The 15,085-nt window shown below is 66.9% G+C and carries 13 protein-coding genes; 7 read left to right on the top strand and 6 right to left on the bottom strand.

Features of this window, described 5'->3' with window-relative positions; all coding sequences use genetic code 11:
• Window positions 1-54: 54 nt before the first annotated feature.
• The 5 genes from PA6_RS15190 to mpl form a co-directional block, all read right to left on the bottom strand.
• Window positions 55-1,380 (bottom strand): TRAP transporter large permease, encoded by a 1,326-nt coding sequence (locus tag PA6_RS15190; RefSeq protein ID WP_021701821.1) that lies wholly within the window; start codon window positions 1,378-1,380, stop codon window positions 55-57.
• Window positions 1,380-1,886 carry a TRAP transporter small permease subunit gene (locus PA6_RS15185; RefSeq protein WP_043216762.1) on the bottom strand — a complete coding sequence of 169 codons (507 nt, stop codon included), beginning with the start codon at window positions 1,884-1,886 and terminating at the stop codon, window positions 1,380-1,382. Before PA6_RS15185 ends, PA6_RS15190 begins: the two co-directional genes overlap by 1 nt.
• A gap of 121 nt (window positions 1,887-2,007) precedes the next feature.
• The gene (locus PA6_RS15180) at window positions 2,008-2,295 is read right to left on the bottom strand and encodes a YceK/YidQ family lipoprotein (protein WP_021701819.1); all 288 of its coding nucleotides are present in this window, start codon (window positions 2,293-2,295) and stop codon (window positions 2,008-2,010) included.
• Window positions 2,288-2,917 carry a flavin prenyltransferase UbiX gene (gene ubiX / locus PA6_RS15175; protein WP_021701818.1) on the bottom strand — a complete coding sequence of 210 codons (630 nt, stop codon included), beginning with the start codon at window positions 2,915-2,917 and terminating at the stop codon, window positions 2,288-2,290. The genes PA6_RS15180 and ubiX overlap by 8 nt, the downstream gene beginning before the upstream one ends.
• Window positions 2,918-3,063: 146 nt before the next feature.
• Window positions 3,064-4,416 carry a UDP-N-acetylmuramate:L-alanyl-gamma-D-glutamyl-meso-diaminopimelate ligase gene (gene mpl, locus PA6_RS15170; protein ID WP_021701817.1) on the bottom strand — a complete coding sequence of 451 codons (1,353 nt, stop codon included), beginning with the start codon at window positions 4,414-4,416 and terminating at the stop codon, window positions 3,064-3,066.
• Between the two features lie 199 nt (window positions 4,417-4,615).
• Here mpl and PA6_RS15165 point away from each other — a divergent pair, with 199 nt between their 5' ends.
• From PA6_RS15165 to PA6_RS15155, 3 genes are all read left to right on the top strand, one after another.
• A complete protein-coding gene (locus PA6_RS15165) occupies window positions 4,616-5,983 on the top strand; it encodes a glutamine synthetase family protein (RefSeq protein ID WP_021701816.1) in 1,368 nt (455 codons plus the stop codon).
• Between the two features lie 118 nt (window positions 5,984-6,101).
• Entirely contained in the window at window positions 6,102-7,490 is a 1,389-nt protein-coding gene (locus PA6_RS15160; protein ID WP_021701815.1) for an aldehyde dehydrogenase family protein, read from the top strand.
• A gap of 68 nt (window positions 7,491-7,558) precedes the next feature.
• Entirely contained in the window at window positions 7,559-8,719 is a 1,161-nt protein-coding gene (locus PA6_RS15155) for an iron-containing alcohol dehydrogenase (protein ID WP_021701814.1), read from the top strand.
• Window positions 8,720-9,006: 287 nt separating this feature from the next.
• Here PA6_RS15155 and PA6_RS15150 read toward each other — a convergent pair whose 3' ends face one another.
• The gene (locus PA6_RS15150) at window positions 9,007-10,986 is read right to left on the bottom strand and encodes a sigma-54-dependent Fis family transcriptional regulator (protein WP_021701813.1); all 1,980 of its coding nucleotides are present in this window, start codon (window positions 10,984-10,986) and stop codon (window positions 9,007-9,009) included.
• Between the two features lie 290 nt (window positions 10,987-11,276).
• Here PA6_RS15150 and exaC point away from each other — a divergent pair, with 290 nt between their 5' ends.
• The 4 genes from exaC to ppa all read left to right on the top strand — a co-directional run bounded on the left by exaC (window position 11,277) and on the right by ppa (window position 15,000).
• Complete coding sequence (gene exaC / locus PA6_RS15145; RefSeq protein ID WP_021701812.1) at window positions 11,277-12,797, top strand: acetaldehyde dehydrogenase ExaC; 1,521 nt, start codon at window positions 11,277-11,279, stop codon at window positions 12,795-12,797.
• A 275-nt stretch (window positions 12,798-13,072) separates the two neighbouring features.
• Window positions 13,073-13,525: a GNAT family N-acetyltransferase gene (locus tag PA6_RS15140; RefSeq protein ID WP_021701811.1), complete on the top strand. Its 453-nt coding sequence runs from the start codon at window positions 13,073-13,075 to the stop codon at window positions 13,523-13,525.
• A gap of 51 nt (window positions 13,526-13,576) precedes the next feature.
• Window positions 13,577-14,395: a M90 family metallopeptidase gene (locus PA6_RS15135; protein ID WP_021701810.1), complete on the top strand. Its 819-nt coding sequence runs from the start codon at window positions 13,577-13,579 to the stop codon at window positions 14,393-14,395.
• Between the two features lie 77 nt (window positions 14,396-14,472).
• Window positions 14,473-15,000: an inorganic diphosphatase gene (ppa, locus tag PA6_RS15130; RefSeq protein ID WP_021701809.1), complete on the top strand. Its 528-nt coding sequence runs from the start codon at window positions 14,473-14,475 to the stop codon at window positions 14,998-15,000.
• Window positions 15,001-15,085: the final 85 nt, after the last annotated feature.

The raw sequence follows: 15,085 nt of genomic DNA, 5'->3' as shown, positions 1-15,085 counted from the left end.
CCGGCGCTCGCACAACAGACACTCCCGGGCCGCCGCCCTGAAAACCGATTTGCCTCAGCCGCCGTAGTGCCACTGCGGCAGCCACAGGGCGATCTGCGGGTAGATCATCACCAGCACCAGGGTCAGCGCCATGATCGCCACGAAGGGCGTGACCGAGCGGTAGATGTCGCCCAGGCTGACTTCCGGCGGCGCCATGGCGCGCATCAGGAACAGGTTGTAGCCGAACGGCGGGGTCATGTAGGCCATCTGGCAGGTGATGGTGTAGAGCACTCCGTACCACACCAGGTCGAAGCCCAGGCTGCCCACCAGCGGCACGTAGAGCGGCGCGACGATCACCAGCATGGCGGTGTCGTCGAGGAACATGCCCATGATGATGAACGACAGCTGCATCAGGATGAGGATTTCCCAGGGCCCCAGCCCCAGGTCTCCGACGAAGAAGCCCTCGATCGCCTTGACCGCGCCGAGGCCGTCGAACACCGCGCCGAAGCACAGCGCGGCGAGGATGATCCACATGAACATGCAGCTGATGCCGAGCGTCTTGCGCAGGGTCTCCTCCATCACCTTGCGCGTCAGCCGCCCCTGCACCAGCGCCGCCAGGGTGGCGGCCAGGGCGCCGACCGCCGAGCTTTCCACCAGGCTGGTGATGCCGAGCATGAACAGCCCGGTCATGGACACGAAGATGAACAGCGGTAGCAGGCCGGCACGCAGCAGGCGCAGCTTCTCGCCCAGGCTGATCTCGGCACGCTCTTCCAGGGTCAGTGGCGGCCCCATGTGCGGCTGCAGGCGGCAGCGCACGGCGATATAGAGCACGAACAGGCTGGCCATCAGCAGGCCTGGCAGCACCCCGGCCAGCCACAGCTGGCCGACCGGCTGGCGGGCGATCATGCCGTACAGCACCAGCACCACGCTGGGCGGAATAAGGATGCCCAGCGAGCTGCCGGCCTGGATCACGCCGGTGACCATGATCTTGTCGTAGCCACGCCGCAGCAGCTCGGGCAAGGCGATGGTCGCGCCGATGGCCATGCCGGCCACGCTCAGCCCGTTCATCGCCGAGATCAGCACCATCAGGCCGATGGTGCCGATGGCCAGACCGCCGTGCAGCGGCCCCATCCACACGTGGAACATGCGGTACAGGTCGTCCGCAACGCCCGACTCGGAGAGCATGTAGCCCATGAACACGAACATCGGCAGGGTCAGCAGCGGGTACCACTTCATCAGCTTCATCGCCGCGCTGAACGGCAACTCGGCGCCGCCATCGCCCCACAGCAGCAACGCCGCGGCCGCCGCGACGAAACCGATGGCGCCGAACACGCGCTTGCCGGTGAGCAACAGCAGCATCATCGAGCTGAACATCAGCAGGGCAATCAGACCATGATCCATCACAGCGTCTCCCCGCGTACGGCGGCAATATCCTTGAACAGCTGCGCCAGCGCCTGCAGCAGCATCAGGGCGATGCCGACCACCATCAGCACCTTGATCGGTGCCATGCGCGGCGACCAGGCCGAATAGCTGGTTTCGTCGTATTCGAAGGCGTAGTGGGTCGAGGACAGGCCGCCGTACAGCAGCACCACCAGGTAGAACAGCAGGAAGAGGATGGTGACGGCATCCACCCAGGCGCGCGTGCGCGGCTGCCAGCGCCCGTAGAGCAGGTCCATGCGCACATGGTCGCCAAGCTGCATGGCGTAGGCGCCACCCAGCAGGAAGTAGGCGACCATCAGAAACTGCGCGGTCTCCAGCGTCCAGATCGCCGGGGTGAAGACGGCCTTGCTCAGCGATGAGTAGAGCAGAACCCCCAGCATGACGAAGATCAGGTACATGGCGCAGCGCCCCACAAACCTGTTCACGCGGTCTACAACACGCACATACGCTCGGATTGCCTGATGCATGTCCTTGCCTGCGACGCCGACATTTTTTCGTCAGCCTAGACGAGGATTGGCCGATGCCAACCCAGGTCGCGCAGAAACAGACCGCCCAGTCGAGCGCAAAGGCTCTAGCGCAAGGAGCGCCTCAGATGCCGCCGGAAACGCTGAGGCCGACGCCCAGTTCGGCAGCCACCGCAAACGGCAGCAGCAGGGTCTCCAGCACGGCGGCGAACGGCAGGTCGAGGCCGGGATAGCGCGGCGCCTCGGCGCCGAAACGATCCACCGGACAACAGCCGCCCTGCAGCGTGTACCAGTCCAGGCGCGTACCGGAGTAGATGATCGGCGCGCCAGGCTTGGCCGCATCCAGGGTGCGCACGCTGGCGCAGCCGGGCAGCAGCGCGCAGGCCAGCAGCAGGAGCAGGCCCCTATTCATCGCTGGCCAGATGGTGTTCGCCCCAGCGCGGCAGCATGTCCTGCGGCACACCGAGACAGTTGAGGATGCGTGCGACGACGAAGTCGACCAGATCGTCCAGGGTCTGCGGCTGGTGATAGAAGCCCGGAGACGCCGGCAGGATGGTCACGCCGAGGTTGGACAGCTTGAGCATGTTCTCCAGGTGGATGCTCGAATACGGCGCCTCGCGCGGTACCAGGATCAGCTGGCGGCGCTCCTTGAGCACCACGTCGGCGGCGCGCTCGATCAGATTGTTGCAGGCCCCGGTGGCAATCGCCGAGAGGGTGCCGGTCGAACACGGCACCACCACCATGGCGCTGGGCGCGCCGGAGCCGGAGGCCGGCGGGGCCATCCAGTCTTCCTTGCCGTACACGCGGATCTGCCCAGGCGCGGCGCCGGTGTACTCGCTGAGGAACTGCTGCATAGCCTGCGGCTTGGCCGGCAGGCTGACATCGGTCTCGGTGGCCATCACCAGCTGCGCGGCCTTGGAGATCAGGAAGTGCACCTCGCGGTCTTCCTGCACCAGGCAGTCGAGCAGGCGCAGGCCGTACTGGGCGCCGGAGGCGCCGGTCATGGCCAGGGTGATGCGTTCGGGGCCGTTCATGGGAAACTCCTCGCAGTGTTTGTTCCCCTCTCCCATTGGGCGAGGGGCCGGGGCGGGCCGCGTCGGATGAGGGCGTCCCGAGCAACTCCGAGCTGCCCATAGCCCCCTCACCCCTGCCCTCTCCCGGCGGGAGAGGGGGTTACTGTCTACTTGGCCAAGGCGCTAGCCAGCTTACCGTGCAAGCCGCCGAAACCGCCGTTGCTCATGATCACCACCTGGGTGCCGGGCGCGGCCACGGCCTTGACGCCCGCGATGATGGCTTCCAGCGAGTCGCAGACCTCGGTCGGCACCGTCGAGCCGGCTACGCTGGCCGCCAGGTCCCAGCCCAGATTGGCCGGCGCGTACCAGAACACCCGGTCGGCCTGCACCACGGAGTCGGCCAGGCCGTCGCGGTGGGCACCCAGTTTCATCGAGTTGGAACGCGGCTCGATCACCGCGATCACCTGGGCGGCGCCGACACGCTTGCGCAGGCCATCGAGGGTGGTGGCAATGGCCGTCGGGTGGTGGGCGAAGTCGTCGTAGAGGGTCACTCCCTGCACTTCCGCGACCTTTTCCATGCGCCGCTTGACGCTCTTGAAGCTCGACAGCCCGGCGATGCCCAGCTCCGGCACCACGCCGACATGCCGCGCCGCCGCCAGGCAGGCCAGGGCGTTGGCCACGTTGTGCTGGCCGGTCAGCTCCCACTCGACCACGCCCTCGACCTTGCCGTCGAACACCACCTCGAAGCGCGAGCCGTCTTCGCTGAGCAGGCGCGCCTGCCACTGGCCGCCGTCGCCGGTGGTCTGCACCGGGGTCCAGCAGCCCATCTTGATCACACGGGCCAGAGCCTCTTCGGCCTGCGGATGGATGATCAGGCCCTCACCAGGGACGGTACGCACCAGGTGATGGAACTGCCGCTCGATGGCCGCCAGGTCCGGGAAGATGTCCGCGTGGTCGAACTCCAGGTTGTTGAGGATGGCCGTGCGTGGGCGGTAGTGGACGAACTTACTGCGCTTGTCGAAGAAGGCGCTGTCGTACTCGTCGGCCTCGACCACGAAGAACGGCGTGCCGCCCAGGCGCGCCGACACCCCAAAGTTCTGCGGCACGCCGCCAATGAGGAAGCCCGGGCTCATGCCAGCATGCTCCAGCACCCAGGCCAGCATGCTGCTGGTGGTGGTCTTGCCGTGCGTACCGGCAGCGGCCAGCACCCAGCGACCCTGCAGCACATGGTCGGCCAGCCACTGCGGGCCGGACACATAGGGCAGGCCCTGGTTCAGCACGTACTCGACCGCAGGGTTGCCGCGGCTCAGCGCATTGCCGACCACCACCAGGTCCGGCGCCGGCTGCAGGTGGGCCGGGTCGTAGCCCTGCATCAGTTCGATGCCCTGGGCTTCGAGCTGGGTGCTCATGGGCGGGTAGACGTTGGCGTCGGAGCCGGTGACGCGGTGGCCAAGCTCCTTGGCCAGCACGGCCAGCGACCCCATGAAGGTGCCGCAGATGCCGAGGATGTGGATATGCATGGATGACCTCTGGATACCGGCCCGCAGGCCGGGGCGAAATTGGCCGCAGGTTAGCACAGCGCAATCGGACTGAGGCCCCGCCCCGGCGGTTCCGGACGCCGGCGAATTTTCGTCTAGAGTCAATGGCAGCCGGCCCGGCCGGCCCGTTTCCCGACAACAAGAACCAAGGGGCAAGACGCCCCGCCAGGGAGTACTACGGATGACCGCCCCGCTCACCCTTGCCCGACTGCGCCAGCTGGCCGAAGCCGGCAGCGTCGACACCGTCCTGGCCTGCATGGTCGACATGCAAGGCCGCCTGATCGGCAAGCGCTTCCAGGTCGAGTTCTTCCTCGACAGCGCCCACGAGGAAACCCACGGCTGCGACTACCTGCTGGCCGACGACATCGACATGGAGCCGGTACCCGGCTACGCCGCCGCCAGCTGGAAGCGCGGCTACGGCGACTTCGTGTTCAAGCCCGACCTCTCCACCATGCGCCTGGTGCCCTGGCTGGAGGGCACCGCCCTGGTGCTGTGCGACGTGCAGGACCACCACCACCAGGACCTGCCGCACAGCCCGCGCGGCATCCTCAAGCGGCAGATCGCCCGCCTCACCGAGCGCGGCTACAAGGGCATGTTCGCCTCCGAGCTGGAGTTCTACCTGTTCGACCAGAGCTACGAGAGCATCCACGCCCAGCACTACCGCGAGCCGCGCACGGCCAACTACCACATCGAGGACTACGGCATCCTGCAGACCATCCGCGACGAGCCGGTGTTGCGCGCCATCCGCAAGCACCTGCAGGCGGCCGGCATCGCCGTGGAAAACTCCAAGGGCGAATGGGGTCCGGGCCAGGAAGAGATCAACGTGCGCTACGCCGATGCGCTGACCATGGCCGACAGCCACAGCATCATCAAGCACGCCTGCAAGGAGATCGCCCTGCTGCAGGGCAAGGCCATCACCTTCATGGCCAAGTGGAACTACAACCTGGCCGGCTCCAGCAGCCATATCCACAACTCGCTGTGGAGCCTGAAGGGCAACAAGCCGCTGTTCTTCGACGCCAAGGCCGAGTTCGGCATGTCCAAGCTGATGCGCCAGTGGGTCGCTGGCCAGCTCAAGTACGCCGGCGACATCACCTACTTCCTCGCCCCCTACATCAACTCCTACAAGCGCTTCCAGGCCGGCACCTTCGCCCCCACCCGCGCGGTGTGGAGCAACGACAACCGCACCGCGGGCTTTCGTCTGTGCGGCGAGGGCGGCAAGGGTATCCGCATCGAGTGCCGTATCGGCGGTGCCGACCTCAACCCCTACCTGGCCTTCGCCGCCCTGATCGCCGCTGGCCTGGCCGGCATCGACGAACAGCTGGAGCTGCCAGCGCCGTTCTCCGGCGATGCCTACGAGCACGACGAACTGCCCGAGGTGGCCAAGACCCTGCGCGGCGCCACCAGCGCCCTGGAGCAGTCGCGCATGTTGCGTGCGGCCTTCGGCGACGAGGTGGTCGAGCACTACCTGCACACCGCGCGCTGGGAGCAGCAGGAGTACGACCGCCGAGTGACCGACTGGGAACTGCGCCGCGGCTTCGAGCGCTATTGACCTCACTCCCCTCTCCCACTCGTGGGAGAGGGGCCGGGGGAGAGGGACGGACCACGCCCTTTCCTATCCCTCTCCCGCAAACGGGAGAGGGGGATGATCACAGGGAGTTCTATCGAGCATGAACCATATCCGCCTGATTTCGCCGGTCGACGGCAGCCTCTATGCCGAGCGCCCGCTTATCGGCAGCCACCAGCTGGAACAGGTCCTGCAACAGGCCCAGGAGGCCCAGCGCACCTGGCGCCAACTGACTCTCGAACAGCGCGCCGGCTACTGCCTGAAGGCGGTGGACGCCATGCTGGCAATGAAGGACGAGATAGTCCCCGAACTGGCCTGGCAGATGGGCCGCCCGGTGCGCTTCGGTGCCGGCGAACTGCGCGGCTTCGAGGAGCGCGCACGCTACATGATCGGCATCGCCGCCAGCGCCCTGGCCGACGTGGTGCCCGAGCCGAAGGAAGGCTTCCGCCGCTTCATTCGCCGCGAGCCGCTGGGCACCGTGCTGGTGGTGGCGCCGTGGAACTATCCCTACCTGACGGCGGTGAACGCCATCATTCCGGCGCTGATGGCCGGTAACGCCGTGCTGCTCAAGCACGCCAGCCAGACCCTGCTGGTCGGCGAGCGCTTCGCCCAGGCCTTCGCCCGCGCCGGCCTGCCGGACGGGCTGTTCCACAACCTGGTGCTGGACCACGGCCAGACCGGCGCACTGATCGCCTCCGGACAGGTGCAGCAGGTCAACTTCACCGGCTCGGTGGAAGGTGGACGGATGATGGAAAGCGCCGCCGCCGGCCATTTCATCGGCGTCGGCCTGGAGCTGGGCGGCAAGGACCCGGCCTACGTGCGCGGCGACGCCGACCTGGCCCACGCGGTGGAGAACCTGGTCGACGGCAGCTTCTTCAACTCCGGGCAGAGCTGCTGCGGCATCGAGCGCATCTACGTCGACCACAAGCTCTATCCGGCCTTCGTCGATGGCTTCGTCGAGCTGACCCGCCAGTACGTGCTGGGCAACCCGCTGGACCAGGCCACCACCCTCGGCCCGCTGGTGCGCGCCCAGGCCGCCGAGTTCGTCCGCGGGCAGATCGCCCAGGCTACCGCCCGCGGCGCCAAGGCACTGATCGACGCCAGCAGCTTCGCCGCCGACGCCCCCGGCACGCCCTACCTGGCACCGCAGGTGCTGGTGCAGGTCGACCACGAGATGGCGGTGATGCGCGAGGAAAGTTTCGGCCCGGTGGTCGGCATCATGCCGGTGGCCGGCGACGCCGAAGCCATCGCCCTGATGAACGACAGCCCCTATGGCCTCAGCGCGGCGATCTGGACCAGCGATCTGGACGCCGCCGAGCGGCTCGGCGAGCAGCTGGAAACCGGCACCGTGTTCATGAACCGCTGCGACTACCTCGACCCGGCGCTGGCCTGGACCGGGGTCAAGCACACCGGGCGCGGCGCCACCCTGTCGCGCCTGGGCTACGAGCACCTGACCCGGCCCAAGTCGTTCCATCTGCGTCATGCCTTGTAACTCCCCTCTCCCGTAAACGGGAGAGGGCGTGTTCGTCTCACCATCACCGTCTCGAAGAGGCCCGTGCCATGAGCAAGACCGCCAACTGGAACTACCCCACCTCGGTACGCTTCGGCGCCGGGCGTATCAAGGAGCTGCCGGCGCTGTGCCAGAGCCTCGGCATGCAGCGCCCGCTGCTAGTCACCGATCGCGGCCTGGGTACGGCACCGATCACCACCGCCACCCTCGCCCTGCTGCAGGATGCCGGCCTTGGCGCGGCAATCTTCAGCGACCTCAAGCCCAATCCGGTGGGCGCCAACCTCGACGCCGGCCTGGCTGCCTACCACGCCGGCAAGCACGACGGGGTGGTCGCCTTCGGCGGCGGCAGCGGCCTGGACATGGGCAAGCTGATCGCCTTCATGAGCGGCCAGGCACGCCCGGTCTGGGACTATGAAGACGTCGGCGACTGGTGGACCCGCGCCGACCCCAGGGGCATCGCGCCGATCATCGCCGTGCCCACTACCGCCGGCACCGGTTCGGAAGTCGGCCGCGCCGGCATCCTCACCGACGAGCGCACCCATACCAAGCGCATCATCTTCCACCCGCAGATGATGCCGAAGATCGTCATCAGCGATCCCGAGCTGACCGTCGGCATGCCCGCCTGGGTCACCGCCGGCACCGGCATGGACGCCTTCTCGCACTGCCTGGAAGCCTACTGCGCGCCGGGCTTCCACCCGCTGGCCGATGGCATCGCGGTGGAAGGCATGCGCCTGGTGCAGCAGTCGCTGGTCCGCGCCGTGCGCCAGCCCGATGATCTCGACGCGCGCGCCGATATGCTGGCCGCCGCCGCCATGGGCGCCACCGCCTTCCAGAAGGGCCTGGGCGGCATGCACGCCCTGGCGCACCCGATCGGCGCGCTGTACGACACCCACCACGGCATGACCAACGCCACGCTGATGCCCTATGTGCTGAAGTTCAACCGCAGCGCCATCGAGGAGCGCATCACCCGCCTGGCCGCCTACCTGGGCCTGGCCAATCCCGGCTTCGACAGTTTCCTCGACCTGGTCATGCGCCTGCGCAGCGACACCGGCGTGCCGCACAGCCTGGCCGAGCTGGGTGTGGATGATGGCAAGACCGCGCTGATCGCCCAGATGGCGGTGGTCGACCCCTCGGCCGGCGGCAACCCGCTGCCGTTGAGCGAGGCCAGCGTCAGCCAGCTGTTCAGCGATGCCCTGCACGGGCGCCTCTGAGCGCTGGACGAAAAACCACCCGCGCGCCGTAACACAGGCCCGACGCCGCTCCGGGCGATGGCCGAACAGCTTGTCCACAGCGTTACCCAAGGCAGCTGTGGACAAGCTCGGGGCGCCGCGGATGCGCCACACACTGGCTGGAAAACAGACAACCGGCGGCACGCCGCGGCAGCGCTCGCGCGCCTGCGGGTGCACACAGCTTACCCACAGGCTGACGCACAGCAACTGTGCTTAACCTGATCGCCAAGTCACTGAATTAGCTCGAAATTCAACCAGAAGCCGGAGACTCAGGGGTGATCCGGGCTGGCGCCAGCTGCCGACAGCTTATCCACAGCTTCATCCACCCCAGCCGGGGATAACCGCGTACGGCGAATGCCGTGGCGCTGCAGCTTGCGATACAGGGTGTTGCGGCTGATACCGAGCTCGGCCGCCACCCGACTGACATGCCAGCACTGCGCCTCCAGCAGACGCAGCAGCGTGTCGCGCTCGGCCCGGGCCAGGGGGTCATCGACCCGCTCGACCGATGCCAGTACCTGCGGTGCGCCACGCACCTCGTCGGGCAAATCCTCCAGGTCGATCCAGTCGTCCTCGCACAACGCCAGCAGGGTGCGCAGCACGGTGCGCATCTGCCGCACGTTGCCCGGCCAGGCGTAATCCAGCAGGGCCTGACGGGCCGCCGGCGCCAGAGCTACCGCCGCGCCCCGGGCCTCTTCGCTCAGCAACTGGTCGAGCAGCGCCGCACGGTCCTGGCGCTCGCGCAGAGCCGGCAGGTGCAGCTTCAGGCCATTGAGGCGGTAGTACAGGTCCTCGCGAAACTGCCCGGCAGCCACCAGTTCGCCGAGATCGCGGTGGCTGGCACTGATCAGGCGCAGATCCACCGGCTGCGCCTCCACAGCCCCCACGGGCAGCGCCGCGCGCTCCTCCAGCACGCGCAGCAGGCGCGTCTGCATCAGCAACGGCATGTCGCCGATCTCGTCGAGGAACAGGGTGCCACCATCTGCCTGTTGCAGCTTGCCGCGCATGCCTTCCTTGCGCGCGCCGGTAAAGCTGCCGCCGCGGTAGCCGAACAGCTCGCTCTCGATCAGGGCTTCGGGGATGGCCGCGCAGTTGATCGCAACAAAGGCCCTGCTCCCGCGCGAGCTGGCCTGGTGCAGGGCACGCGCCAGCACTTCCTTGCCCGAGCCGGTCTCGCCACTGAGCAGCAGCGGCACGTCGCGCTCGTAGACCTTCAGGCCGCGGCGGAACAGCTCGGCCAACTGCGGGTCCTGCAGGCACGCCCCCGACGGCTGGGCCTTGGCCGGCGCAGGGCGTGCGGGCAGCGCCGCAGCACGCTCGCGGCGCTTGCCACGCAGCATGGCATGCAGCACCTGCCCCTCGTGGGTACGCAGCGGCCATGCCGCGGCAGGCTGCGCGGTGGCGCGGGCGAACAGCTCGTCCAGCGGCACGTCAAACAGCGTCTCCAGCGAGCGCCCCAGCAGTTCGATACGCGCCATACCGAGTAGATTCAGGGCGCTCTGATTGGCCGCGCGCACCCGGCCATCGCCATCGAAGGCCAGCAGCCCCTCACTGAACAGGCCGATGTACTCGGCCTGGGCATGGAAGCGCAGCAGCCACTCCTGCTCGTAACTGCGCATGAAGTAGCAGCCCTCGATGGCCTTGGCCGACAGGTTGACCAGGGCCATGGTGTGAAACTGACTCTGCCGCGACACCTCGCGCTGCGCCGATGACACATCGAGCACTGCCAGCAGCTGGCCATGGGGGTCGAATACCGGGCTGGCGGAACAGGTCAGTCCGGTGTGGCGCGAGCGGAAATGCTCGTCCTGATGAATCGTCAGCGGCTGGCGCTCGACCAGACAGGTACCGATGCCGTTGGTGCCCTCGCAGGCCTCGCTCCAGTCAGCCCCCAGCCAAAGGCCAGCGCGCTCGAAGGCCGGTTGCTCGGCCTGGCCGGTGACACAGTTGAGGATGACTCCGCGCGCGTCGGTAAGCAGCACGGCGTTGCCGGACGCAGCCAACTGGCGGTGCAGGCTGTTCATCTCGCCGCTGGCGATCTCCAGCACCTGACGCGCGCGCTCGCGGCACTCGAGCATGCGCGCGTGCTCCAGCACCACAGGCGCCATGCTCTGCGCCGGGTCCAGGTGATGCTGCTGCAGGCAGCGCAGCCAGGAACGGGCTACCGCCGGATCTGTCGCGGGGCCGGCCAACACCGCCCCGCCCTGCGCCACGTCCAGCACCTGCTGGGCATGGCGGCTCTGTTGAGTGCGCATTGTTCTTGTTCTCCGCCGCAGGGAATCACCCCCGCTTCGGATCAGCATCCACCAGGCCCACGGCCAATGCAACGGCAAAGTGACCGGCGAGTCCGCTACTGTCCCGCCGACGGGACAAAGTGTCACGGCGCTCCGTCACGCGGGTGCAACGCTGTCACTGTGGCAGACCGCGCCGATGCCACGCGAGCCACGCACGGCGAGGCTTTGCGTTGTCTGGCCCGGCGCTTGCTCTGGCTAAATGGTCGTCTCGACGTCCTCCCGAACAAACACAAGAACCAGGAGCACTGCCCATGATCTACGCCCAACCCGGCACCCCCGGCGCCATCGTTTCCTTCAAGGCGCGCTACGGCAACTTCATCGGCGGCGAGTTCGTCGCCCCGGCAGGCGGCCGCCATTTCACCAACACCTCGCCGGTCAACGGCCAGCCCATCGCCGAATTCCCCCGCTCCGACGCCGCCGACATCGATAAGGCGCTGGATGCCGCGCATGCCGCCGCCGACGCCTGGGGCCGCACCAGCGTGCAGGAACGCTCCCACATCCTGCTGAAGATCGCCGACCGCATCGAAGCCAACCTGGAGCTGCTGGCCGTCACCGAGACCTGGGACAACGGCAAGGCAGTACGTGAAACGCTGAATGCCGACATCCCGCTGGCGGCCGACCACTTCCGCTACTTCGCCGGCTGCATTCGCGCCCAGGAAGGCGGCGCCGCCGAGATCGACGCCAATACCGTGGCCTACCACATCCATGAGCCACTGGGCGTGGTCGGACAGATCATCCCATGGAACTTCCCGCTGCTGATGGCCGCCTGGAAACTCGCTCCGGCCTTGGCCGCCGGCAACTGCATCGTGCTCAAGCCGGCCGAGCAGACGCCACTGGGCATCAGCGTGCTGATGGAACTGATCGGCGACCTGCTGCCAGCCGGCGTGCTCAACGTGGTGCACGGCTACGGCAAAGAGGCAGGCGAGGCGCTGGCCACCAGCAAGCGCATCGCCAAGATCGCCTTCACCGGTTCCACCCCGGTCGGCTCGCACATCCTCAAGTGCGCCGCCGAGAACATCATCCCGTCGACCGTGGAGCTGGGCGGCAAGAGCCCGAACATCTACTTCGGGGACATCATGCAGGCCGAGCCGGCCTTCATCGAGAAAGCCGCGGAAGGCCTGGTCCTGGCCTTCTTCAACCAGGGCGAGGTGTGCACCTGCCCGTCGCGGGCACTGGTGCAGGAATCCATCTACCCGGCGTTCATGGCTGAGGTGATGAAGAAGGTCGCGGCGATCAAGCGCGGCAACCCGCTGGACACCGAAACCATGGTCGGCGCCCAGGCCTCCGAGCAGCAGTTCGACAAGATCCTCAGCTACCTGCAGATCGCCCAGCAGGAGGGCGCCGAGGTACTCACCGGCGGCGGCGTGGAACAGCTGGCGGGCGATCTGGCCAGCGGCTATTACATCCAGCCGACCCTGCTCAAGGGCCACAACAAGATGCGCGTGTTCCAGGAGGAAATCTTCGGCCCGGTGGTGGGCGTCACCACCTTCAAGGACGAGGCCGAAGCCCTGGCGATCGCCAACGACACCGAGTTCGGCCTCGGCGCCGGCCTGTGGACCCGCGACATTAACCGCGCCTACCGCATGGGCCGCGCCATCAAGGCCGGACGGGTGTGGACCAACTGCTACCACCTGTACCCGGCACACGCCGCTTTCGGTGGCTACAAGAAATCGGGGGTCGGCCGCGAAACCCACAAGATGATGCTCGACCACTATCAGCAGACCAAGAACCTGCTGGTCAGCTACGACATCAACCCGCTCGGCTTCTTCTGAGTCAGCCGCACGCAGACGCCGCTCCCAGGCGGCGTCTTCTCCTGCCCACCCCCAGCACCAGCCCTGCGCGGCGAAAAACGACTAGGCTTCACGCCATCCGCAGCGGTCACTCGCCGAGGTGGAGAACAGTCCAGACGCCCTGGCGGTTTTGCGATCATTGCCACGCCGAAAATCAAACGCTTGCTTGGATTGCGCTTTCCATCCGCTTTAGGCAGCATCGGACTGAAGATTGACACTGAGCCAATTTCACCACTCCACCAACGCCGAGGCCCGCCATGCGCATTGTCCAAGCTACCCTGGAGCACCTGGACCTGCTGACCCCGCTGTTCATCAAGTACCGTGAATTCTATGGCGAGCTGCCCTTCCCGGACTCCTCGCGCAAGTTCCTCGAGACCCGCCTCAAGCGCAAGGAGTCGGTGATCTACCTGGCCCTGGCCGATGACGAGGACAAGCTGCTCGGCTACTGCCAGCTGTTCCCCAGCTACTCCTCGCTGTCGCTCAAGCGCGTGTGGATTCTCAACGACATCTTCGTCGCCGAGGATGCCCGCCGCATGCTGGTCGCCGACCGCCTGCTGCAGACCGCCAAGCAGATGGCCAAGGACACCAACGCCGTGCGCATGCGTGTAGCCACCAGCGTGAGCAACGAAGTGGCGCAGAAGACCTACGAATCGATCGGCTTCCGCGAAGACACCCGCTTCAAGAACTACACCCTGGAGCTGGGCGACTGATGGCCCCGGCGGACCGGCTGAACGCCGTCCGCCGCCTCCCGAGACACTCGCATGTGGTCGTTCCGCGCCTGGCGTCGCCGGCGCATCCTCGCTCGCTCGCCCCACACCACCCAGCACTGGCACAGCGTGCGCGCACGCCTGCCGATCCTCGACGGCCTCAGCGAAGCCGAGGAGCAGCGGCTGTTCCAACGCGCCGTCCTGTTCCTGCATCACAAGCACCTGACCGCCCTGCCCGGCGTCGTACTGGATGACACCGATCGTCTGACCCTGGCCGCGCAGGCCGAGCTGCCGCTGCTGCACCTGGCCGACCTGGACTGGTACCAGGGCTTCCACGAGATCGTCCTGTACCCGGACGACTTCGTCAGCCCGCAGCGTCACCGCGACGCCGCCGGCGTCGAGCACGAGTGGGACGACGCGCGCAGCGGTGAAGCCTGGCACCAGGGCCCGGTGATCCTCGCCTGGCCCGGCGTGCAAAGCAGTGGCGGCTGGGATGCCTACAACCTGGTGATCCACGAGCTGGCACATAAGCTGGACATGCTCAACGGCGACGCCAACGGCCTGCCCCCGCTGCATCGCGACATGCGCATCGACGCCTGGGCACAGGCCATGCAGCAGGCCTACGACCAGATGAATGCCGAGCTCGATGCCGATCCCGAGGCGCAGACGGCCATCGACCCTTATGCGGCCGAGAACCCCGCCGAGTTCTTCGCCGTCACCAGTGAATACTTCTTCACCGCCCCCGACCTGCTGCAGCAGGCTTTTCCGGCCGTTTACGCCCAGCTCGCGGCCTTCTACCGTCAGGACCCACTGGCGCGCCTGCAGGGTCTGCAGCAAAACCACCCGGCTTACCGCGACACGACCAACGGATAATCGTCTGGACGTAGTAACGCCGGGGGAATGTGCCTATAATCCGCCCACTTTTTTGGCCCACCCCTGGGGAGTCGCCCATGAGCTACAGCAAAGTCCCGGCCGGCAAAGACGTGCCGAACGACATCTACGTCGCCATCGAAATCCCGGCCAACCATGCGCCGATCAAATACGAAATCGATCACGACACCGATTGCCTGTTCGTCGATCGCTTCATGGCCACCCCGATGTTCTACCCGGCCAACTACGGTTTCATCCCGCACACCCTGGCCGATGACGGTGACCCCCTCGACGTGCTGGTCGTGACCCCGTATCCGGTTGCTCCGGGCTCGGTCATCCGCTGCCGTCCGGTCGGCGTGCTGAACATGACCGACGAAGCCGGCGGTGACGCCAAGCTGATCGCCGTCCCGCACGACAAGCTGTCCGTGATCTACAAGGACGTACAGGAATACACCGACCTGCCGGCCCTGCTGCTGGAGCAGATCAAGCACTTCTTCGAGAACTACAAGGATCTCGAGAAGGGCAAGTGGGTCAAGGTCGAAGGTTGGGGCAACGCTGACGAAGCCCGCCAAGCCATTCTGAAGGCGGTAGCGGCTTACCAAAAATAAGCCAGTACCACCCCCTGAAGGCCGGCCACAAGCCGGCCTTTTTATTGCCTGCGATTTTTCATCGCCCACAAAAAAGGCCGCTTGC

The organism is Aquipseudomonas alcaligenes NBRC 14159 (genome assembly GCF_000467105.1).
Lineage (GTDB): Bacteria > Pseudomonadota > Gammaproteobacteria > Pseudomonadales > Pseudomonadaceae > Aquipseudomonas > Aquipseudomonas alcaligenes.
Note: the sequence above shows the minus strand (reverse complement) of the source record. Positions and strands in the feature narration are given on the sequence as shown.